This is a genomic window from Streptomyces sp. NPDC007971 (assembly GCF_042958635.1).
Lineage (GTDB): Bacteria > Actinomycetota > Actinomycetes > Streptomycetales > Streptomycetaceae > Streptomyces.
In genome coordinates, this window is sequence record NZ_JBIBJK010000026.1 from 93,449 (window position 1) to 115,301 (window position 21,853).

Genomic DNA, 21,853 nt, shown 5'->3' on the forward strand with positions numbered 1-21,853 from the left:
AGGTCAGTCCCAGGACCCCTGCGCGGGCGGCAGCCGGGCCAGCGCCGTCAGGTCCTCGGGGGTCAGCCGCACGTCCACCGCGTCCGCGTTCTGGGTGGCCCACCGGTGCTGCTTGGTGCCGGGCACCGGGACGACATGCCTGCCCTGGGCGAGAACCCAGGCCAGAGCCACCTGGGCGGCGGTGACCTCCTCCCCGTGGCGGCGGGCCACCCGCCGCAGGCCCGCGACGATCGGCTGGTTGGCGGCCATCATCTCGGCGGTGAAGCGGGGGTGGCGAGCGCGCAGGTCGTCGGGTTCGAACCCCTCGCCCGGAGTGAGCGTGCCGGTCAGGAAGCCGTTCCCCAGAGGCATCGCCGCCAGGAAGCCCACGCCCCGCGCCTCGCACCACGGCAGCAACGCCTCCAGGGCCTGCGGCGACCACACCGACAGCTCGGCCTGCACCGCGCTCACCGGGAAGACCTGCTGCACCCGCTTCAGCTGGCGCAGCGTGGTGTCGTGCACGCGGCTCCCGGAACGGCGGCCGGCGCGCGCCCCCACCGCACACAGCCCGAGCGCCCGCACCTTCCCGGCCCGCACCAGCTCGGCCATGGCGCCCCAGGTCTCCTCGATCGGGACCTCGGGGTCGGCGCGGTGCAGCTGGTAGAGGTCGATCACATCGGTCTGCAGGCGCCGCAGCGAGGCGTCGCAGGCCCGCTTCACATATCCCGGACGCCCGTTGGCCACGATGTGCTGCTCGCCCACGAGCAGGCCCACCTTGGTCGACACGCAGGCTTCCGCGCGGCGCTCCCTGAGCACCCGCCCCAGCAGCAGCTCGTTGGTGAACGGGCCGTACATGTCCGCCGTGTCCAGGAGGGTCGAGCCCAGGTCCAGCGCCCGGTGCACGGCTCTGAGCGACTCGTCGCCCCGCTGCCGCGACCCGCTGTACGCCCAGCTCATCGGCATGCACCCGAGTCCGACGGCCCCCACCGCGAGTCCCCCCGCGCCGATCGTCCTGCGCTCCACCTGCTCGTGACCCTCCCTCTCCCGGGCCCCAACCTAACCTCTGCACACCATCCCCCCGACATGGCCTCTGACATAGCCTCCTGTCATGACCGCAGACATATGGCTTCCCATCGCGTCGCAGGAGATCGAGGGCCTGCCCGAGGGGCCCCGGTACCTGCTCTGGGACGGGGAGGAGGAGTTCCCCGGAGACCCGGGTGACTGCGCCTTCTACGTCGTGCCGTACATGAAGCCGCCCGGCGTGGGCGTGCGCCCGCTGCCGGGCATGAGTGCGGTCCAGGTCGTGCAGACCCTGACGGCCGGCATCGACCATGTGCAGCCGGGCCTGAAGTACCTGCGCCCGGGGGTCCGGCTGTGCAACGCGCGCGGGGTCCACGAGGCGAGCACCGCCGAGCTGGCCCTGACGCTGGTCCTCGCCTCCCTGCGCGGCCTCCCCGACTTCGTACGGGCCCAGGACCGGGGCGAGTGGGTCGCCGGTTTCCGTCCGGCGCTCGCCGACAGGACCGTCCTCATCGTCGGCTACGGCTCCATCGGGGCGGCCGTCGAGGACCGGCTCACGCCCTTTGAACTTGCGCGGGTGGCGCGCGTCGCGCGCTCAGGGCGCACCACGGCGCGCGGTCCCGTGCATCCGCTCACCGATTTGCCCTCTCTGCTTCCGGACGCCGACGTCGTGATTCTGTGCACGCCCTTGACGCAGGAGACCAGGGGCCTGGTGAACGAGGGTTTCCTGGGGCGCATGAAGGACGGCGCACTGCTCGTCAATGTCGCCCGCGGACCCGTGGTCGACACCAAGGCGCTGCTGGCCGAGCTGGAGAGCGGCCGTATCACCGCTGCGCTGGACGTGACGGACCCGGAGCCGCTGCCGCCGGGACACCCCCTGTGGCACGCTCCAGGGGTGCTGATCAGCCCGCACGTGGGCGGCCCCACCTCGGCTTTCCTGCCGCGCGCCAAGCGCCTGCTCGTCGACCAGGTGAACCGCTTCGTGAACCACGAGCCCCTGCGGAACGTGATCCTGACGACGGGAGAGGACGCGGCGCGGACGCCGGGAAGGAACGGGGCGTAACCCCTCCCCACCCCGGCTCGGGGCCCCTTCCGGCACCCTCCGCAACCTTTCGGATGCGGGCCGTACCGGCATTGCCGCTGGTCGTCACGGAGCGTAGAGAGGCTATGTCCCTGAGTGACGATACTGGTGTATCGTCCCGGAAGGGGCTGCGCCGCGAGCAATCGGCGCTGGGGATGGACATTTCAGATTTGTGAGGGGGGCGACGGGCGATGCACGGCCTATGGACGAACGATCCGACGCGGCGGAGCCGCCGACGGCGACCCTGGCGCACGGCCGCGCGCAGGCGCGACCGTCACACGCTTCATCACAGCCACCACCCCAGGCCGGGCGGCCGCCGCAGGAACGCGCACCGGGACCCACGGAGCCCGGGAACGGCAGGGATCGGGAGGCCCCGGTGAACGCGCCGCCCTCCGTGACGACCGTGCCGGGCGCCCTGGACGGCGTGGTGCGCGCAGCGCACGCGACGGGCGCGCCGCTGCCGCCCCGTCCACCGGCCGCCGGTGACGGGTCGCGCCTGGTCCATCAGCTGATCCTCGCCCTGGTCTGCGGGTCCTACGCCGTCGGGTCCACCTTCGACTGGGGCTCGGGCCGTCTCGCGCTGATCATGGGCGACTTCGGTCTCAGTGCCGCGGCAGGTGCCGCCGCCGTCTCCTGCTTCCTCTACGCCCGCAGCCCGCGGGTCCGCTTCCGGTCGGCCTGGCTGCTGTTCGCGCTCTCCTCGGCGATGGCGGCCCTGGGCAACGCGGTCTGGGGATGGTACGAGGTCGTCCTGGGGCGGACCGTGCCCAGCCCGAGCTACGCCGACCTGTTCTTCCTGTGCTTCGCGCCGCCCGCCATCGTGGGCCTGCTGGTCCTCGCCAAGCGGCCGGTGACCCGGGCCGGCTGGATCTGCCTGGGGCTGGACGCCTGGCTGATCGGCGGCTCGCTGCTCACGCTGTCCTGGAGTCTCGCGCTCGCCCAGGCCGCGCGGTTCGACGGGCCGAGCGTGGCGCACACCGCACTGTCGCTGGCGTACCCGCTGCTCGACATCGCGCTCGTCAGCATGGTGCTCGCGCTCCACTTCCGCCGCAGCCCGGGCAACCGCACGGCGGTGAACACGGCGATCGGCGCGCTCGCCCTCACCGTGATGTGCGACGCGCTGTTCACCTCGCCGCTCCTGCACAGCAGCTACCGCTCCGGGCAGATGCTGGACGCGGGCTGGTTCGCCGGCTCACTGCTGCTCGCCTACGCCCCCTGGGCCGCCCCGCTGCGCCCGGGAGCACAGGACGAGCGGCACGTACCGGACGGGCACACGCGCGTGGTCCACGAGCACGTGCCCGGACAGCGCGTCACGAGCCATCCGCACGTCCCCGCACCCGCACCCGCACCCGGGGGCGAGCACGGCCGTTACCCGGCCGGCGGTCCGCTCACCGGTTCCCTCGCCGCGCTCACCCCGTACCTCGCCGCCGCCGTGTGCACCCTGGGCATCCTGTACAACGTCCTCAACGGCCGCAGGCCCGACCACGTCGTGCTGATCACCGCGGGCGCGGTCGTGCTGGCGCTCGTCATGCGCCAGGGCATCATGCTGCTCGACAACATCACCCTCACCCAGGAACTGGCGCAGAAGGAGAACCACTTCCGCTCCCTGGTGCAGGGCTCCAGCGACGTCATCATGATCGCCGCGCCCAACGGCATCCTCCGCTACGTCTCCCCGGCCGCCGCCGGGGTCTACGGGCGGCCCGCCGAGGAGCTGGTGGGCACCGAGCTGGCCGCGCTCATCCATCCGGAGGACCTGGGCTGCGTGGTGCACGAGGTGCGCCGCTTCCTCTCCGCCAGCCCGCTGGCGGAGACCACCACGCGCATCGAGTGCCGGTTCCGCTCCGGTGGCGGCGGCTGGCTCAACGTCGAGTCCACCGTCAACCGGCACCACGGCGGCCTGATCTTCAACAGCCGTGACGTCACCGAAAGGGTGCGGCTGCAGGCCCAGTTGCAGCACAACGCCGAGCACGACCCGCTCACCGACCTGCCCAACCGCGCGCTGTTCACCCGGCGCGTCCAGCAGGCCCTGTCCGGCCGCCGGTCCACCGACCGGGGCGCCGCCCTGCGCGGCACGGCCGTGCTCTTCATCGACCTGGACGGCTTCAAGGCCGTCAACGACACGATCGGGCACCAGGCCGGGGACGAACTGCTCGTCCAGGCCGCCCGCAGGCTCCAGGACGCCGTCCGGCAGGGGGACACCGCCTCCCGGCTCGGCGGCGACGAGTTCGCGGCCCTGATCGTCGGGGACGGCACCCGCGACCGTGCCGCCCGGGAGCGGAACATCCTGGAGCTCGCCGACCGCCTCAGGGTGACCCTCTCCCAGCCGTACGCCATCGACCGCAACGATGTCCGGGTCAACGCCTCCATCGGTGTCGCCTTCGCCGAACCGGGCCTCGGCGCGGGCGAGCTGCTGCGCAACGCCGACCTCGCGATGTACCGCGCGAAGTCGGCCGGAAAGGGCCGCGTCGAGCTGTACAAGCCGCAGATGCAGCAGGACGTCGTCCGCAAGGCGGAACTGGCCACACGGCTGCGCGCCGCACTGCACGACGGAGAGTTCGCACTGCTGCACCAGCCGGTGGTCTGTCTGGAGAACGGCCGGATCACATCGGTCTCCACGCAGGCGCGCTGGCGCTCCTCCCAGGGGGTGCTGTTCACCCCCGCCGAGTTCCTGCGGGTGACCGAGGACGGCGACAAGACCGCGGAACTGGACCGCTGGGTCCTCCAGGAGGCGGTGGAGCAGGCCGCCGAGCGCGCCACCACCGGAAGCGTGGTGCCGGTGGCCGTCCGGCTGAGCGCGCTGCGGCTGCTGGACCGCTCGATGCCGCTCGGCTCCGTGGAGGCGCTCCTGACCCGGCACGCGCTGCCGCCCGGCGCGCTGGTCCTGGAACTGTCCGACACCGATCCGAGGACCTCGCTGGAGGAGCTGGAGCGTCGTCTGACCGCGCTCAGCCGGCTCGGCGTGCGGATCGCGCTGGACGGCTTCGGCAGCGGCTACGCGGCGATCACGGCCCTCAGAAAGCTCCCGGTCGACATCCTGAAACTCGACCGCAGTCTGGTCGAGGGCGTCGTGGAGTCCGCGCGGCTGCACAAGATCACCAGCGGGCTGCTGCGCATCGCCGGCGATCTCGGGCTCCAGTCGGTCGCCGAGGGCGTGGACCTGCCCGAGCAGGTCGTCGCGCTGCGGGCGATGGGCTGCACCCACGGGCAGGGCATGGCGTTCGCGGGGCCGCTGGACGAGTACCGGCTGCGCCGGGCCCTCGCATCCGGCCACTATCCCGTGCCGCACCCACCGGCCGAGCCGGCGTTCGCGGGCAGTGCCAGAGAGCCGCAGGGGCGCGTCGGCGTCGAGAGCGCGGCCGCGCGCAGGTCCGAAGGACTGAGCGCGGTCGTGGCCTCGACACCGACGGTGGCGCCCCGTCGGTGAACGAGCTGTGGAAAGGGCCGCGGGGGTGTAGACCGGAGGTGTGTACGCCGGTCTTCGGAGGTGGCAGTGCCCTTCGCTCACATAATGAGACTCCCGTCCCACCCACTTGACACGTGGTGCGTGCCGGGGGGAGGGTCAGTGCCATGCGCACCCGAATTCTCGTACTTGGACAGCGCGTCGGCTGAACTGGGACCCACCGGACGACGATCCGGAATCCCCAGCGACCTCACCGGCGCGCTCCCCTCGCTTGCCCTACGGCACGAGGGGTTTTTTGTTGCACGAGCGCCTTTCGTGCAGCGCTTGAACTCCGCCCAAACCTCGCAAAAACCCTCAGCATCGAGAAGAGAATGCCGATGACCGAGCAGGCCACCGGGGCCCATCCGCAGCCGCGGCCCCGATCCGGAGGACAGCAGTCCGCCCCCGTCGAGCACGTCACGGGTGCGCAGTCCCTCATCCGCTCCCTCGAGGAGGTCGGCGCTGAGACGGTATTCGGTATTCCCGGCGGCGCGATCCTGCCGGCGTACGACCCGCTGATGGACTCCACCCGCGTGCGCCACGTGCTGGTCCGCCACGAGCAGGGCGCCGGCCACGCGGCCACCGGCTACGCGCAGGCCACCGGCAAGGTCGGCGTCTGCATGGCCACCTCGGGGCCGGGCGCCACCAACCTGGTCACCCCGATCGCCGACGCGCACATGGACTCCGTGCCGATGGTCGCGATCACCGGCCAGGTCGCCTCGAAGTCGATCGGCACGGACGCCTTCCAGGAGGCGGACATCGTCGGCATCACCATGCCGATCACCAAGCACAACTTCCTCGTCACCAAGGCCGAGGACATCCCGCGGGTGATCGCGCAGGCGTTCCACATCGCCTCCACCGGCCGCCCGGGCCCGGTCCTGGTCGACATCGCCAAGGACGCCCTCCAGGCGAAGACCACCTTCTCCTGGCCGCCGGTCATGGACCTGCCCGGCTACCGCCCGGTGACCAAGCCGCACGCCAAGCAGATCCGCGAGGCGGCCAAGCTGATCACCGCCGCCAAGCGGCCCGTCCTCTACGTCGGCGGCGGCGTCCTCAAGGCGCAGGCCACCGCCGAGCTGAAGGTCCTCGCCGAACTCACCGGAGCGCCCGTCACCACCACCCTGATGGCGCTCGGCGCATTCCCCGACAGTCACCCGCTGCACGTGGGAATGCCGGGCATGCACGGTGCGGTCACCGCCGTCACCGCGCTGCAGAAGGCCGACCTGATCGTCGCCCTCGGAGCCCGCTTCGACGACCGCGTCACCGGCAAGCTGGACAGCTTCGCCCCGTACGCCAAGATCGTCCACGCCGACATCGACCCGGCCGAGATCGGCAAGAACCGCGCCGCCGACGTGCCGATCGTCGGCGACGCCCGCGAGGTCATCGCCGACCTGGTCCAGGCCGTGCAGAAGGAGCACAGCGAGGGCCACCAGGGCGACTACACCGCCTGGTGGAGCGACCTCAACCGCTGGCGCGAGACCTACCCGCTCGGCTACGACCTGCCCGAGGACGGCTCGCTCTCCCCCCAGCAGGTCATCGAGCGCATCGGACAGCTCGCCCCCGAGGGCACGGTCTTCGCCGCGGGCGTCGGCCAGCACCAGATGTGGTCCGCGCACTTCGTCCAGTACGAGAAGCCCGCCACCTGGCTGAACTCCGGCGGCGCCGGCACGATGGGCTACGCGGTCCCGGCGGCCATGGGCGCGAAGGCCGGACAGCCGGACCGGACCGTCTGGGCGATCGACGGCGACGGCTGCTTCCAGATGACCAATCAGGAGCTGACCACCTGCGCCCTGAACAACATCCCGATCAAGGTCGCCATCATCAACAACGGCGCCCTCGGGATGGTCCGCCAGTGGCAGACCCTCTTCTACAACCAGCGCTACTCCAACACCGTGCTGCACTCCGGCCCCGACGACATCAACCCGGGGGCCAGGGGCACGCGCGTCCCGGACTTCGTGAAGCTGTCCGAGGCCATGGGCTGTGTGGGCCTGCGCTGCGAGTCCCCCGAGGACCTCGACAGGGTCATCGCGGAGGCGAACTCCATCAACGACCGTCCGGTCGTCGTCGACTTCATCGTCCACGAGGACGCGATGGTGTGGCCGATGGTCGCCGCCGGCACCTCCAACGACGAGATCATGGCCGCCCGGGACGTCCGCCCCGACTTCGGCGACAACGAAGACGACTGACCGTCAACAGGCAAGGAAGAGCAGAACACCATGTCCAAGCACACGCTCTCCGTCCTGGTGGAGAACACGCCGGGCATCCTCGCCCGGATCGCCGCGCTGTTCTCCCGCCGCGGCTTCAACATCGACTCGCTCGCGGTCGGCGTCACCGAACACCCCGACATCTCCCGCATCACCATCGTGGTGGGCGTCGAGGAACTGCCGCTGGAGCAGGTCACCAAGCAGCTCAACAAGCTCGTCAACGTGCTGAAGATCGTGGAGCTGGAGCCCGGTCAGGCCGTCCAGCGCGAACTCGTCCTGGTGAAGGTCCGCGCCGACAACGAGACCCGCTCCCAGATCGTGGAGATCGTCCAGCTGTTCCGCGCCAAGACGGTCGACGTCTCCCCGGAGGCCGTCACCATCGAGGCGACCGGATCCAGCGAGAAGCTGTCCGCGATGCTCAAGATGCTGGAGCCGTTCGGCATCAAGGAGCTGGTCCAGTCCGGCACGATCGCGATCGGCCGCGGCGCCCGCTCGATCACGGACCGCTCGCTGCGCGCTCTCGACCGAACCGCGTAACGCTGGACGCGTAAGGCTGAATACGGGCGGCTGTGCCGCCCGTATCCCGAGACCCCGAAACCTCCCGCCCCCTCACCGGCATACGGTGGGACGCACAACCTGCACACCAAGGAGAGAACCCAAAGTGGCCGAGCTGTTCTACGACGCCGACGCCGACCTGTCGATCATCCAGGGCCGCAAGGTCGCGGTCATCGGATACGGCAGCCAGGGCCACGCCCACGCCCTGTCGCTGCGCGACTCGGGTGTCGACGTCCGCGTCGGTCTGCACGAGGGCTCCAAGTCCAAGCAGAAGGCCGAGGAGCAGGGCCTGCGCGTGGTGACCCCCGCCGAGGCCGCCGCCGAGGCCGACGTCATCATGATCCTCATCCCGGACCCGATCCAGGCCCAGGTCTACGAGGAGTCGATCGCCCCGAACCTCAACGACGGCGACGCTCTGTTCTTCGCGCACGGCTTCAACATCCGCTTCGGCTTCATCAAGCCCCCGGCCGGCGTCGACGTCGCCCTGGTCGCCCCCAAGGGCCCGGGCCACCTGGTGCGCCGCCAGTACGAGGAGGGCCGCGGCGTCCCGGCGATCGCCGCCGTCGAGCAGGACGCCACCGGCAACGCCTTCCCGCTGGCCCTGTCGTACGCCAAGGCCATCGGCGGCACCCGCGCCGGTGTCATCAAGACGACCTTCACCGAGGAGACCGAGACCGACCTGTTCGGCGAGCAGGCCGTGCTGTGCGGCGGCACCTCCGCCCTGGTCAAGGCCGGCTTCGAGACCCTGGTCGAGGCGGGCTACCAGCCGGAGATCGCCTACTTCGAGTGCCTCCACGAGCTGAAGCTGATCGTCGACCTCATGTACGAGGGCGGCCTGGAGAAGATGCGCTGGTCCGTCTCCGAGACCGCCGAGTGGGGCGACTACGTCACCGGCCCGCGCATCATCACCGACGCCACCAAGGCCGAGATGAAGCAGGTCCTCACGGAGATCCAGGACGGCACCTTCGCCCAGACCTGGATGGACGAGTACCACGGCGGTCTGAAGAAGTACAACGAGTACAAGCAGCAGGACGCCGAGCACCTGCTGGAGACCACCGGCAAGCAGCTGCGCAAGCTGATGAGCTGGGTGAACGAAGAGGCGTAAGCCTCATGTCAGGGGGTCGGGGCACGCTGCTCCGGCCCCCTTTTCCAGCGTTCACCCCACTGGGCGGCGCCGGGTCGAGGACGACCCGCAGGCGTTGTCCATCCCGTCCAGCCCCGGACGGGTGATACTTCCGCAGCGGCGCAAAACGACGGCTGCGGCGCTACTAGACTGCTGCACAACATACGCGTCAGGCCCACAGCGTCGTGCGTCTACCGCGGCTAGCCCCTCCACCGCCAGCGGCCGTCGGGACGGCCGTCCGCATTGGACTTGTGAGGACTCACGTGAGCTCGTACCCCAGTCAAAAAGCCACGGTACTCATCGCTGAAGAGCTGTCGCCCGCCACCGTCGACGCGCTCGGTCCGGACTTCGAGATCCGGCACTGCAACGGAGCCGACCGCGCCGAACTGCTCCCTGCCATCGCCGACGTCGACGCGATCCTGATCCGCTCCGCCACCAAGGTCGACGCGGAGGCCATCGCCGCCGCCAAGAAGCTCAAGGTCGTCGCGCGCGCCGGCGTCGGCCTGGACAACGTCGACGTCTCCGCCGCCACCAAGGCCGGCGTGATGGTCGTCAACGCCCCGACCTCCAACATCGTCACGGCCGCCGAGCTGGCCTGCGGCCTGCTCGTCTCCACCGCCCGCAACATCCCGCAGGCCAACGCCGCGCTGAAGAACGGCGAGTGGAAGCGCAGCAAGTACACGGGTGTCGAGCTGGCCGAGAAGACGCTGGGTGTCGTGGGCCTGGGCCGCATCGGTGCCCTCGTCGCGCAGCGCATGTCCGCCTTCGGCATGAAGGTCGTCGCCTACGACCCCTACGTGCAGCCCGCGCGGGCCGCGCAGATGGGCGTGAAGGTGCTGTCCCTGGACGAGCTGCTGGAGGTCTCCGACTTCATCACCGTCCACCTGCCCAAGACCCCCGAGACCCTCGGCCTGATCGGCGACGAGGCGCTGCGCAAGGTCAAGCCGAGCGTGCGCATCGTCAACGCGGCCCGCGGCGGCATCGTCGACGAGGAGGCGCTGTACGCGGCGCTGAAGGAGGGCCGGGTCGCCGGCGCCGGTCTCGACGTGTACACCAAGGAGCCCTGCACGGACTCCCCGCTCTTCGAGCTCGACCAGGTCGTCTGCACCCCGCACCTCGGCGCCTCCACGGACGAGGCGCAGGAGAAGGCGGGCATCGCCGTCGCCCGGTCGGTGCGCCTCGCGCTCGCCGGCGAGCTGGTGCCGGACGCGGTGAACGTCCAGGGCGGTGTCATCGCCGAGGACGTCAAGCCCGGTCTGCCGCTGGCCGAGCGGCTCGGCCGCATCTTCACCGCGCTGGCCGGTGAGGTCGCGGTCCGCCTGGACGTCGAGGTCTACGGCGAGATCACCCAGCACGACGTGAAGGTGCTGGAACTCTCCGCGCTCAAGGGTGTCTTCGAGGACGTCGTCGACGAGACGGTGTCGTACGTCAACGCTCCGCTGTTCGCGCAGGAGCGCGGTGTCGAGGTCCGCCTGACCACCAGCTCCGAGTCCGCCGACCACCGCAACGTGGTGACCGTGCGCGGCACCCTCTCGGGCGGCGAGGAGGTGTCGGTCTCCGGCACGCTGGCCGGCCCGAAGAACGTCCAGAAGGTCGTGGCCGTCGGCGACTACGACGTCGACCTCGCGCTCGCCGAGCACATGGTCGTCCTGCGCTACGAGGACCGGCCGGGTGTCGTCGGCACCGTCGGCCGCATCCTCGGCGAGGCCGGCATCAACATCGCCGGCATGCAGGTCGCTCGTGCGGCGGCGGGCGGGGAGGCGCTGGCGGTGCTCACCGTGGACGACACGGTTGCCCCCGGCGTGCTGACCGAGGTCGCCGAGGAGATCGGGGCGACGTCGGCCCGTTCCGTGAACCTGGTCTGAGGCTGCCGTGTCCGAGGGGCCTGCCGCCCCCCGGACCCCCGCTTCGGCCCGACGGCCTCGCCCTCGAACGCCGGGCGCGCCGGATCGTTCCGGCCGGTCGCCGTCGTGAAAGCACCGGGCGCACCGGAACGTGTGGCCGGTCGCCGTTGCGAAAAGCGCCCGGCGCACTGGAACGTGTGGCTGATCGCCGTCGTGAAAGCGCCGGGCGGGCTGACCGATGTCAGCCCGCCCGGCGCTCTTTCGTGCCGAGAGAGGGATCAGACGGCGACCTGCTCGCTCGCCTCCGCCGGCGTCTCCCGTACCTGGATCCGACGCAGGGTCGTCGCCGCCGCGATCGCCGCGAGGGCCAGGATCACCGTCCCCGCGAGGGCCGCGCCGTGCATACCGGTGGTGAACGCCTCCCGGGCCGTCGCGGCCAGGGCGTCTCCCGCACGCCCCGGCAGGCGACCGGAGACGGCGAGCGCGCCGCCCAGCGTCTCGTGGGCCTCGGCCGGGACCGACGCCGGCATCTCGTGGCGGTAGACGGCCGTACCGATGGAGCCGAGGACCGCCATGCCCAGCGCGCCGCCGAACTCCGCGCCCGTCTCCAGCAGTGCGGAGGCGGAGCCCGCCTTCTCGACCGGGGCGGCACTCATGGCCAGGTCCGCCATCTGCGAGATCACCATGACGATGCCGGAGGCCAGGACGCCCGAGGCGACGAGGGCGAGCCAGAGGGAGTCCGTGCCGAGCAGGGCCAGCATCCCGTAGCCCGCCGCGCCGATGACGAAGCCCGCCGTGACCACATAGGCGCGGTTCACGCCCTTGTGGACCAGGGCCGTGGCCGCCGGGGCGGCCATCCCGATCGGCACCGACGGCAGCAGCGCCCACAGGGCCGCCTCCAGCGCGCTCTTGTCGAGCACCGACTGCAGGTACTGCGTGGTGAAGATCGCCGAGCCCATCATCGCCAGCGCGGAGACGAGGTTCAGGACGACGGCGGGGGCGAAGCCCCGGCTGCGGAAGAGGGCCGGCGAGATCATCGGCGAGGCGGCCGTGCGCTGGCGGTGGACGAAGAGGGCCGCGAAGAGCAGGCCGACGGTGACGGAGACGACGTACTGCGGGTGCCAGCCCTCGGACGGGATCTCCTTGAGGCCGTAGATCAGGGGAAGCACCGCCGCCATCGACAGCGGCACGCTCACGAAGTCGAAGCGGCCGGGCTCGGGGCTGCGGGACTCGGGCAGCAGGATCGGGCCGAGGATCAGCAGCATCACCATCGCGGGCAGGTTGACCAGGAAGACCGAGCCCCACCAGAAGTACTGGACCAGAACGCCGCTGAGCACCGAGCCGAGGGCGATGCCGCCGGTCATCACGCCGGACCAGATGCCGATGGCCTTCGTCCGCTCCTTGGGGTCGGTGAACATCGTGCGGAGCAGCGCCATGGTCGACGGCATCAGGGTCGCCCCGCCGATGCCGAGGACCGCGCGGGCCGCGATCAGGGTCTCGGCGCTGTTCGCGTAGGCGGCGACCAGGGAGGCGGCGCCGAACGCGGCGGCGCCGAACAGGAGCAGCCGGCGCCGGCCGATGCGGTCGCCCAGCGAGCCCATCGTCATCAGCAGGCCGGCCAGGACGAAGCCGTACATGTCGAAGATCCACAGCTGCTGGGTGCCGCTCGGCTCCAGGTCCGCGTTGATCGCCGGGACGGCGAAGTAGAGGACCGAGACGTCCATGGAGACCAGCAGCAGCGGAAGCATCAGCACGCAGAGCGCGGTCCATTCGCGGCGACCGGCGCGCCCGGCAGGGGAGTTGGAGCTCGTCGAGTGCGTCATGCCGATGACTGTACGGACGTCTTAAACGCTTGTCTAGAACGATTGTATAAGTCATCTGTATAGGACGCTTGTATGGATCGGCGGTAGGGTGGTCCGCATGGGACACCGTGAGGATTTGCTGGAAGGCGCCAAGCGCTGCCTGCTGGAGAAGGGCTTCGCGCGCACCACCGCGCGGGACGTCGTGAAGGAGTCGGGGACCAACCTCGCCTCCATCGGCTACCACTACGGGTCGAAGGACGCGCTGCTGGTGCAGGCCTACATCTCGCTGATCGAGGGCGTGGGCGAGACCTTCGACCCGGGCGTGGGCGGGGAGGTGGCAGAGCCTCCGGGATCGATGGCGCGCTTCCGGGAGCTGTGGGAGAACGTCATCCGGTCCCTGCCCGAGGCGCGGGCCATCTGGCTGCTGAGCTTCGAACTCGTCTTCCAGGGCGACCGGGTTGCGGAGGTGCGCAAGCTGCTGGCCGAGGCGCAGGAGGAGGGCAGGTCGGGTCTCGTGTCGATGTTCAGCGGCATCCCGGAGGCCGACCTCGACAAGGAGGCCGTGGACACCGAGGGCCGCTTCTATCAGACCCTCCTCAACGGCCTCATGGTCCAGTGGCTGTTCGATCCGGACTCGGCGACCAATGCGGAGCAACTCACCGAGGGGCTGCGGCGGGTGGCCGCGGCGGCCGCGAAGAGCTGACCCGGCTGGAGCATCGCACGAGCCGGGTCCGGCTGTGCGGCGGTCGTGTGTGTGGTTCCTCCGAGGCGTGGCCACGGGGAAGGGGAAAGGCCGCATCTGCAAGGGATTTCCATGGGCGGAAGCCGTAGATGCGGGCCTGTGTGACTGTTAGAGTCCGCATGCTCCAAGCGGACAGAGGGCGTCCGGAACACCCGGGAGACGCTGCTGCCGCGGCACCCGGGCGCTCCCCGCAGGCGACCACTCATCAGTGATCCAGAAGATCACGGAGTGCGGGGAGCGGAGTCGGCCCACATGTGGCCACCGTGCCCTGATCTGTGAGCAGTTCACCCGTCGCCCCCCCGTACGCGACCGACGGCCACACGGCCGATCGTCCCCGCGTTCCCGTTCGGCCGCGGCAGCGGCCTGCCCAGAGGGAGTACTCGATGAGGACCGGACTCGTGCGGCGAATCGCCGCAGGGAAGACATGCGTCATCGCCGCTGCGCTCGTCCTGGCCGCGCCGGGCGTCGCCCACGCCAACTCCGTGGCAGTCACGGTGAAGACCCCCGGCGCCACCGCCGGACCGGCCTCCACCTTCTCCGAGATCACCACGAGTGCCGGCTGTGCCGGCGGCCTGATCTCCGGGGGCGGCGTCGACCAGGCCATCGGCACCGGCACGGCGTCCAACGGCAACAAGATCAACGGTAGTTCGCCGAGCCCCGACGGCAGTACCGAGTACACCGGTACCACCGGAGTGGTCGGCACCGACGTCACGCACTGGCTCGGCATCGGCGGCAGCGGGGGAGCGGTCGACGCCGGCTTTTCCACCACCCCGTACGCCGTGTGCCTGAACAGCAGCCTCATCAACCACACCCAGGTGGTGATGAACAAGCTCGCCGGTCCGACCGGCAGCAGCACGGTCGGCCTGGTCACCGCCACCTGTCCCGCGGGCACCCGCCTGCTCGGCGGCGGGGCCCGCATCACACCCGCGAGCGTCGGCAGCCTCAAGCCGATCGCGAGCTTCCCCACCTTCGACGACGCCGCGCACGACCACGGGCAGAAGGCCGCCGCCGACGGCGAGAGCGACCCCGACTCCTGGACCGCCGTCGGCTGGAACGGCGGTGGCGGCAACAGCAGCAACACCACCTACGCCTACGCCGTCTGCAGCGGCAGCGGCATCAACATCGGCGGTGTGACCGTCAAGGTGCGCTTCGGCGAGGTCAGCGGCCCCACCGCCGCCACCAGCGGCCAGAGTGCGACCGTCGGCTGCGGCGGCAACGACGGCAAGCTGGTCGGCGGCGGTGCCGCGATCAGCGGGGGCAGCGTCACCACCACCGACTTCACCGGTCCCGGCTCCCCCGGTGACCACCTCAACGGCAGCTACCCCAGTGACTTCGGCGGCACCCCGGTCGCGGACGGCACCACCGGCGCCGCGTACTGGACGGCCTCCACCCACACCGGCGGCGGCAGTTCGCCGAGCACCTACTCGGACGTCTGGGCGCTGTGCGCCGACGACGGCGTCTGAGCCGACGCCCCGCCTCCTTTCGAACTCCTGCCTGAGGGAAACCCCGTTGAGCCCCATGCGCACCCCGTTCCTGTCCGCCCTCGGCGCGGCCGGTCTCGTCGTGGCGGTCCTCGCGCCGCTGCCGGCCGCGGCCGCCGAACCGGCCGGCCCCGCCGCCTTGCCCGCCGTGTCGCCCTGCGGTGCCGGCGGCCTGTTCACCTCCACCCCGCCCACCTGCACCTACAGCGCCTCCGGCACGGACGTCTTCACCGTGCCGGACGGGGTGAGCGCCCTCACCGTCGACCTGTACGGCGCCGAGGGCGGCGGCGCGGCCGGCTTCGTCGCCCCCAACCCGCCGAACGCCGGAGCACCCGGCGGACTCGGCGGCGAGACCCGGGCACGGCTTGCCGTCAGCGCGGGCGAGCAGCTCCAGATCACCGTGGGGGCCGCGGGCGTCCCGGGCACTTCCCGGCACGGCGAATTCGCCCGGCCCGGCGGATCCGGCCACGGTTCCGGCGGCGGGGGAGCCCATGGCGGGGGCGGTTCCGGCGGCGGCGCCTCCGACGTGCGGGTGGGCGGCTTCGGACCCTCGGACCGGGTCCTGGTCGCCGGCGGCGGAGGAGGCGCAGGCAACGGCGGCCCCCTGCTGGGGGGAGGGGACGGCGGCGGACCGGCCGGCCGGGACGGCGGCCAGGGCGGCGGCCCCGACGGCTCCGGCGTCGCCGGCGGCGGGGGCGGCCCGGACGCGCCCGGCACCGGCAGCCCCAACTCCGCCCTCGGCGGCCCCGGAGGCGCCGGCAGCGACACCGACCCCGACACCGGCCTGCCCAACCCGGGCAGCGGAGGCACGGGCGGCAACGGTGCCCGGGGCGGCAACGGCGGCGGCGGAGGCGGAGGCGGCTACTTCGGCGGCGGAGGCGGCTCCGGCGGCGGGAACCCCGGCAACCTCTACGGGGCCGGCGGGGGCGGCGGCAGCAGCTACGCGACCCCCGCCGCATTCGAGGCCCGGCTCCTGCAGGGCGTCAACCACGGCGCCGGCAGGGCGGTCGTCTCCTTCCGGTACGGCACCTCCGTCTCGCTCCTTGCGGACACGCCCGCCCCGCTGTTCGGCCACGCCGTCACCCTCACCGCCGTCGTCGACCCGGCGAACGCAGGTACCCCCGGCGGCACGGTGACCTTCTCGGACGGCCCGGCCCCGCTGGCGACCGTGCCGCTCGACCACGGCCGGGCCCGCTTCACCACCGCCGGGCTGCGACCCGGCCACCACGCGATCACCGCCGCCTACAGCGGCGACCCCGTCTTCGCTCCGAGCACGACCGGCGAGCCCACGGATCTCACGGTCGGCTTCAGCCGGCCCTGCCTCGACACGGCCCACCACGGCGGCCTGACCGTCGACGCCGGCCAGGCCGTGTGCATCGCCTCCGGCGGAAGCCAGGACGGCAGGGTCACCGTGCGGCCCGGGGGGTCGCTGGCCGTCTCGGACGCCCGCATCGAGGGGCCCGTCACCGCCGACGGAGCCCTCGCCGTCGCCGTCTGCGGCTCGGCTCTCACCGGGCCGTTCACCGTCGGACACAGCAGCGGCTTCGTACGGCTCGGCGGCGACGCACAGGCCTGCCCGGGCAACGTCGTGCGTGGTCCGCTGACCCTGGACGCCAACACCGGCGGCATCGGCGCCGACGGCAACGAGGTGACCGGGGCGGTGCGGATCACCGGCAACAGCGGCAGCGGGCCGATGCCCGGCGAGGACACGCCCGCCTTCGAGGGCAACCGCGTCGACGGTCCGCTCTCCTGCGACGGCAACCGGCCGGGCCTGGACCACGGCGGCAACACCGTGACCGGCCCCCGGTCCGGACAGTGCCGATGACCCGCTGAAGGGCGCCTCGGCCTTCGTGTGGGGTGGGGAGAGAGCTCTTGCGCGGGGTGGGGGTCTGAGTTGTTGTGCGGCGGCCGGGTGTCTCAGTCTCCGTGCGGGGGTGGGGTGTCGTGGCCTTCGCGCCGGGGGAGAGCTCTTGTGCGGGGTGGGGTGTCTGAGGTCTTGTGCGGCGGCCCGGTGCCTCAGTCTCCGTGCGGCAGCCGGGTGTCCGACCCCCCGTCCGTCAGCGGGGTGTCCGACGCCCCGTGCGGCGGTGCGTGACCGGCCCTGCGGTCACGCACCGCCGGGCCCAGCGCGGCCGCCATCGCCACCGCCGTCAGCACGAAAGCCCACCCGTACCCGGTGTGCCCGGCAAGGAGGCCGAAGCCCGCGGCGCCCACGCCTATACCTGCGTCGTAGGCGAGGTTCCACAGGGCGGAGACCGTCCCGTACGAGGCCCGGGGGACGCGGCCGTACATGACCGCGAGGGTGGCGTTCTGGGCGACACCGAAGCCGGTTCCGAAGATCAGCGCACCCACGATCACGGCCACCGGACGGGAGGTCGCCGCCACGACCGGCAGCCCGGCGGCCGACAGCACGAGGCCCGGGACGACCAGCCTCCCGGAGCCGTGCCGGTCCCCGTACCGCCCCGCCACCCAGCGGGCCCCGGTCGAGGCGGCGCTCTGCACCAGCAGGGCCGCCGTCGCCACACCGGCCGACGCGCGGGGGACGGCCAGCGGCAGGAACGTGACCAGGATCCCGGCGGCGAGCGCGGTGGCGGCGAAGACCACCGCGGGCCGCCGCAGTTCCGCGCGGCGCATGGCCCCGACCATGCCGAGGGCCTCCCGCGGCCCCGGCGCGTCTGCCCGCCTGTCCGGCGCGCCCTCCCGCAGCCCCGGCACCGAAGGGATCGCCGCCAGGGCCACCACGGCCGCGACCGTGGTGACCGGCCCGTACCCGACGTTCCCGGCCAGCCACACACCCAGCGGCAGGCTGACGAGCGACGGGACACCCGCGACCAGGCCGACGAGGGCGAGTCCCTCGCCCCTGCGCTCCGCGGGGATCAGCGTGGCGGTCAGGGCGCCGCCCGCCACCAGCGTGAGGGCGAACCCCAGGCCGCGCACCAGGCAGACCGCCGCGGTCCAGGCCGGGCCGTCGGCGGCGGGCAGCGCCAGTGCGGGCGCGCCGAGCAGGAACAGCCCGGCCATCAGCGGCAGCCGGTTGCCGTACCGGGCGATGATCCAGGGGCCGGCCAGCTCGCCGAGAACCGTGGAGAGCATCAGCGCACCGGTGGCGAGGCCCGCCCCGCCACGGCCGGCGTGCGCGGGCACCGCCGACAGCAGCAGGAAGAAGCTCACCGAGGCGCCGAGCATGCTCACGAACCGCAGGAGCAGGGCACGGGTCAGCAGGGGTGGCCGGGCGGGTGAAGTCCCGCTTGCGGCACGGGGGTTCGCGGAGGTCGTCATGACGTCGACGCTAGGCGGCGACCGGCCCCCCGGTAAGCTCCGGTTCCATGCCTGTGCAGTGGGCCGGTCGGTCCCCCGAGTTGCTGCTGACCGTCGACCGCGCCAGCGGCGAACAGCTGCGCGCGCAACTGGAGCGGCAGTTGCGCGACGCGATCCGGACCGGGCGGCTACCCGCCGGCGAACGGCTGCCCTCCTCCCGCGAACTCGCCCGCACCCTGGGCCTGTCCCGCGGTCTCGTCCAGGACTGCTACGCCCAACTGCAGGCCGAGGGCTATCTGGTCACCCGCGCCGGCTCGGCCACCCGCGTGGCCCCCTGCGCACAGCCCCCCGCACCGACCGCACCGGAGCCGCAGGCCGAACTCCCGCGCCTCATCGCCGACTTCCGGCACGGCGTCCCCGACCTCGCCTCCTTCCCGCGCGCCGACTGGCTGTGGGCGATCCGGGAAGCGGCCCGCCGCATGCCGACGGCCGACCTCGACTACGGCGACCCGCGCGGCAGCCTCGCCCTGCGCACGGTCGTCGCCGGCTATCTGCGCCGGGTCCGCGGGGCGGCGGCCGACCCCGGCCACACGCTCGTCTGCTCCGGTTACGCCCAGGGACTCGGCCTCACCCTCCAGGCCCTGGCGCGCGCCGGTGTGCGGGCCGTCGCCCACGAGGAACCCGGCAGCCCCGCCACCGCAACGGCCTCCGTGCGGGCGGCGGGCCTCACCCCGGTCCCGGTCCCCGTCGACGCGCACGGCATCGACGTACGGGCCCTGGACGCGACCGGAGTGCGCGCGGTGATCGTCACCCCCGCCCACCAGTGGCCGACGGGTGTCGTCCTTGCACCGGATCGCCGCCATGAGCTGCTCGCCTGGGCGCGGCGGCGCGACGCCTACGTCGTGGAGGACGACTACGACGCCGAGTTCCGCTACGACAGGGAGCCGGTCGGCGCGCTCCAGGGCCTGGCGGCCGACCGGGTGATCTCGATCGGTACGGTCAGCAAGTCCCTCGCGCCGGCCCTGCGCATCGGCTGGCTGCTGTGCCCGCCCGCGCTCACCGCACCGCTCACCGAGCTGAAGCGGATCGCCGACCGCGGCACCCCCACCCTCGACCAGCTGGCCCTCGCCGGGCTCATCGAGTCCGGCCGCTACGACCGCCATCTGCGCCGCATGCGCACGATGTACGCGGCCCGCCGCGCCACCCTGGTCGAGGCCCTCGCCGTCCACGCGCCACGGGTGAGGCTGACCGGCCTCGCCGCCGGCTTCCACGCGGTGGCCCACCTGCCCGCGGGGGCCCGGGAGGAGCAGGTGCTCGCCGACGCCCTGTCCCGACGCGTCGGCCTGTACGGCATGAGCGCCTGCCGCGCGTCACGGGCACCCGGCCCGCCCCAACTGGTCCTGGGCTTCGGCGATGTGCCCGAGCGCGCGATCACGGAGGCCATCGCGACGGTGGGGGACCTGCTCGACGGCCGCCCGAACCCCCCGGGCCGCACCTTCTCCGTCGGCTAACACCGCGCCACCTCCGGCCGGAGCCGCGCCTTGCATGACGGCCGGAGCCGCCCCTTCCCCGACGGCCGGAGCTGCGCCGCGTCCGGCCGGTGCCGTACCTACCCCGACAGCTGAAACAGCGCCGCGTCCGGCCGGAGCCGCGCTCTCTTCGGGCAGTGCCACGCCCTCTTCGGCCGCCGCCGTGCCCTCCTCGGTGCCATGCGGTCCGCGTCGGGCAGCCGGAGCTGTGACCTCCGGTGTCGTGAGCGGCAGCAGGGGCCTCGGTGCCGTCCGGGTCCGGGCGGGCTCGTCGTCCGGGCCGTCCCGGACCGCTAGAGCAGGCGGGCCCTCTTCAGCGTCATGTGGAGCAGCAGGCGGTCCTCGCCGTCGTCCAGGTCCAGGCCCGTCAGCTGTTCCACGCGGGACAGGCGGTAGTAGAGGGTCTGCCGGTGGATGCCGAGTTCGGCGGCCGTCCGGCCGGCCTGCCCCGCGCAGTCGAGGTAGACCTCGGCGGTGCGGGCCAGCTCCTGGTGGACGGGGGAGAGGAGCGGGCCCACCACCGGGTCGTGCGCGGGCTGCGACGGCAGCGCGGTCAGCAGCCGGTACGGCCCGATGCCCCGCCACTGGGCGACGGGCCCGAACCGTGGGTCCGCCAGCGCCGCCCGCGCGGCGGCGGAGGCCTCCTCCCAGACCGCCCCCAGCTCGGCCAGCCCGGAGCGTGGTTCGCCGACACCGGCGGCAACCCCGGTGCCGGACCCGCCCGCCCCCGGCCTGCTTCCGGACGCGCGTCCGGCGGCCCCCCGCGCCCCCTCCGCCTCCTTCAGCAGCCGTGTGGCCACGGTGAGCGCGGGCGCCCCCACGTCCGTCGAGCGCAGTCGCACCAGGACCGCGAGGCTCTGCGCCGTGGCCCCCCACGGCACCGTGCACAGCGCCGTGGCATGCGGGACCGTACGCGCGGACGGGGCCTCGTCGGGATCGGCCGAGAGCCACGGGGCGACACAGACCAGCGTGTGGGGTGCGGCGGCGCGCGCGCCGAGGGCCGTGCGCAGTTCGGCCACCGCCATGTCCTGCTGCCAGCCGCGTTCCGCGCCCAGCACTGCCCGAAGCTCCCGGCTCAGCCCCGCCCCCGCCTGCGCCTCGTCGGCGAGCAGCGCGCCGATCCGGCCCGTCACCTGCATGGCGGCCGCCAGCTGCGCGTCGGTCGGACCGGGGTCGTCGTCCAGGAGCCAGACGTAGCCGAGGACGACGCCCCGATGGCGTACCGGCAGGCAGACACGGCCGCGGTAGACACCGGCCTCGGGCGTCGGCGGGATCCGCACCGGTCCCGTGGCGCGCGTGATGCCGAAGCCCTCGAACCACGTCCGCACCGCGGCCGTGGAGCGCCGGGTCAGGATCGAGCGGGTGCGCACCGGGTCCAGAGCCGAGGCGTCCAGATCGCCCTCGCTGTCGTACGCGCCGAAGGCGATCAGCTCGAAGTCCCGGTTCTCCAGGGTCGCGGGCGCGCCCAGCAGTTCCGAGATCTCATCCACCAGCTCCTGGTAGTCACCCCGGTGGGAATCGCTGTTGATCACACTCTCCTCGACATCTCCGCGCCGCTCTGCAGGGCCGCCCGGGTCGTCCGGCTGAGGATCCGGGGGCGCCCCCTGGCAGGGACGCGGCATCGGCCGTCATCCGGGCATTCTGCCGCATTTCCGTGAGGCCTTCATACATCTGTCTGAGATCCAGGGCACGGATGCGTGACAGCTGTCGATGGCCGACGATCGGAGAGATCCTTAGGTTTCACGGTGGTTCTCCGTGCCGTACCCGAATCGTGGGCTCTCGGCCGTCTTTTGGTC

14 protein-coding genes are annotated in these 21,853 nt (G+C 72.5%); 10 read left to right on the forward strand and 4 right to left on the reverse strand.

The window, feature by feature from the left end:
* Window positions 1-3 precede the first annotated feature (3 nt).
* On the reverse strand, window positions 4-1,002 hold the full coding sequence (locus ACFZCP_RS39375; protein WP_391439248.1) for an aldo/keto reductase: 999 nt from the start codon (window positions 1,000-1,002) through the stop codon (window positions 4-6).
* 85 nt (window positions 1,003-1,087) lie between these two features.
* Between ACFZCP_RS39375 and ACFZCP_RS39380 the strand changes: the two genes are divergently transcribed.
* The 6 genes from ACFZCP_RS39380 to serA all read left to right on the forward strand — a co-directional run bounded on the left by ACFZCP_RS39380 (window position 1,088) and on the right by serA (window position 11,266).
* Entirely contained in the window at window positions 1,088-2,062 is a 975-nt protein-coding gene (locus tag ACFZCP_RS39380; RefSeq protein WP_391439253.1) for an NAD(P)-dependent oxidoreductase, read from the forward strand.
* A gap of 394 nt (window positions 2,063-2,456) precedes the next feature.
* Window positions 2,457-5,504: an EAL domain-containing protein gene (locus ACFZCP_RS39385; protein ID WP_391439256.1), complete on the forward strand. Its 3,048-nt coding sequence runs from the start codon at window positions 2,457-2,459 to the stop codon at window positions 5,502-5,504.
* Between the two features lie 353 nt (window positions 5,505-5,857).
* Window positions 5,858-7,705, forward strand: coding sequence for an acetolactate synthase large subunit (locus ACFZCP_RS39390; RefSeq protein ID WP_362698017.1), 1,848 nt, complete (start codon window positions 5,858-5,860; stop codon window positions 7,703-7,705).
* A gap of 30 nt (window positions 7,706-7,735) precedes the next feature.
* Window positions 7,736-8,260, forward strand: a complete 525-nt coding sequence (gene ilvN, locus ACFZCP_RS39395; protein WP_362698014.1) for an acetolactate synthase small subunit — start codon at window positions 7,736-7,738, stop codon at window positions 8,258-8,260.
* Window positions 8,261-8,384: 124 nt separating this feature from the next.
* Complete coding sequence (gene ilvC, locus ACFZCP_RS39400; RefSeq protein WP_362698011.1) at window positions 8,385-9,383, forward strand: ketol-acid reductoisomerase; 999 nt, start codon at window positions 8,385-8,387, stop codon at window positions 9,381-9,383.
* Between the two features lie 281 nt (window positions 9,384-9,664).
* Window positions 9,665-11,266: a phosphoglycerate dehydrogenase gene (gene serA / locus ACFZCP_RS39405; RefSeq protein WP_391439265.1), complete on the forward strand. Its 1,602-nt coding sequence runs from the start codon at window positions 9,665-9,667 to the stop codon at window positions 11,264-11,266.
* Window positions 11,267-11,523: 257 nt separating this feature from the next.
* On the opposite strand, the gene ACFZCP_RS39410 is transcribed toward serA, so the two are convergent.
* Complete coding sequence (locus ACFZCP_RS39410; protein WP_391439268.1) at window positions 11,524-13,068, reverse strand: MFS transporter; 1,545 nt, start codon at window positions 13,066-13,068, stop codon at window positions 11,524-11,526.
* Between the two features lie 97 nt (window positions 13,069-13,165).
* Here ACFZCP_RS39410 and ACFZCP_RS39415 point away from each other — a divergent pair, with 97 nt between their 5' ends.
* The 3 genes from ACFZCP_RS39415 to ACFZCP_RS39425 all read left to right on the forward strand — a co-directional run bounded on the left by ACFZCP_RS39415 (window position 13,166) and on the right by ACFZCP_RS39425 (window position 17,095).
* Window positions 13,166-13,750 (forward strand): TetR family transcriptional regulator, encoded by a 585-nt coding sequence (locus ACFZCP_RS39415; protein WP_391439273.1) that lies wholly within the window; start codon window positions 13,166-13,168, stop codon window positions 13,748-13,750.
* A gap of 422 nt (window positions 13,751-14,172) precedes the next feature.
* Window positions 14,173-15,252 (forward strand): hypothetical protein, encoded by a 1,080-nt coding sequence (locus ACFZCP_RS39420; RefSeq protein WP_391439277.1) that lies wholly within the window; start codon window positions 14,173-14,175, stop codon window positions 15,250-15,252.
* Between the two features lie 55 nt (window positions 15,253-15,307).
* Entirely contained in the window at window positions 15,308-17,095 is a 1,788-nt protein-coding gene (locus ACFZCP_RS39425) for an Ig-like domain repeat protein (protein ID WP_391439401.1), read from the forward strand.
* 191 nt (window positions 17,096-17,286) lie between these two features.
* On the opposite strand, the gene ACFZCP_RS39430 is transcribed toward ACFZCP_RS39425, so the two are convergent.
* Window positions 17,287-18,549: an MFS transporter gene (locus ACFZCP_RS39430; protein ID WP_391439281.1), complete on the reverse strand. Its 1,263-nt coding sequence runs from the start codon at window positions 18,547-18,549 to the stop codon at window positions 17,287-17,289.
* 47 nt (window positions 18,550-18,596) lie between these two features.
* Here ACFZCP_RS39430 and ACFZCP_RS39435 point away from each other — a divergent pair, with 47 nt between their 5' ends.
* Entirely contained in the window at window positions 18,597-20,039 is a 1,443-nt protein-coding gene (locus tag ACFZCP_RS39435; RefSeq protein ID WP_391439288.1) for an aminotransferase class I/II-fold pyridoxal phosphate-dependent enzyme, read from the forward strand.
* 311 nt (window positions 20,040-20,350) lie between these two features.
* Here the strand turns inward: ACFZCP_RS39435 and ACFZCP_RS39440 are convergent, their stop codons facing one another.
* Window positions 20,351-21,589: a helix-turn-helix domain-containing protein gene (locus ACFZCP_RS39440; RefSeq protein WP_391439294.1), complete on the reverse strand. Its 1,239-nt coding sequence runs from the start codon at window positions 21,587-21,589 to the stop codon at window positions 20,351-20,353.
* Window positions 21,590-21,853: the final 264 nt, after the last annotated feature.

Excerpts from the sequence above, each read along its gene's own strand:
- ACFZCP_RS39380 (WP_391439253.1), top strand. The coding sequence starts at position 1,088 with ATGACCGCAGACATATGGCTTCCCATCGCGTCGCAGGAGATCGAGGGC.
- ACFZCP_RS39390 (WP_362698017.1), top strand. The coding sequence starts at position 5,858 with ATGACCGAGCAGGCCACCGGGGCCCATCCGCAGCCGCGGCCCCGATCC.
- ilvN (WP_362698014.1), top strand. The coding sequence starts at position 7,736 with ATGTCCAAGCACACGCTCTCCGTCCTGGTGGAGAACACGCCGGGCATC.
- ACFZCP_RS39410 (WP_391439268.1), bottom strand. The coding sequence starts at position 13,068 with ATGACGCACTCGACGAGCTCCAACTCCCCTGCCGGGCGCGCCGGTCGC.
- ACFZCP_RS39415 (WP_391439273.1), top strand. The coding sequence starts at position 13,166 with ATGGGACACCGTGAGGATTTGCTGGAAGGCGCCAAGCGCTGCCTGCTG.
- ACFZCP_RS39420 (WP_391439277.1), top strand. The coding sequence starts at position 14,173 with ATGAGGACCGGACTCGTGCGGCGAATCGCCGCAGGGAAGACATGCGTC.
- ACFZCP_RS39425 (WP_391439401.1), top strand. The coding sequence starts at position 15,308 with ATGCGCACCCCGTTCCTGTCCGCCCTCGGCGCGGCCGGTCTCGTCGTG.
- ACFZCP_RS39430 (WP_391439281.1), bottom strand. The coding sequence starts at position 18,549 with ATGACGACCTCCGCGAACCCCCGTGCCGCAAGCGGGACTTCACCCGCC.
- ACFZCP_RS39435 (WP_391439288.1), top strand. The coding sequence starts at position 18,597 with ATGCCTGTGCAGTGGGCCGGTCGGTCCCCCGAGTTGCTGCTGACCGTC.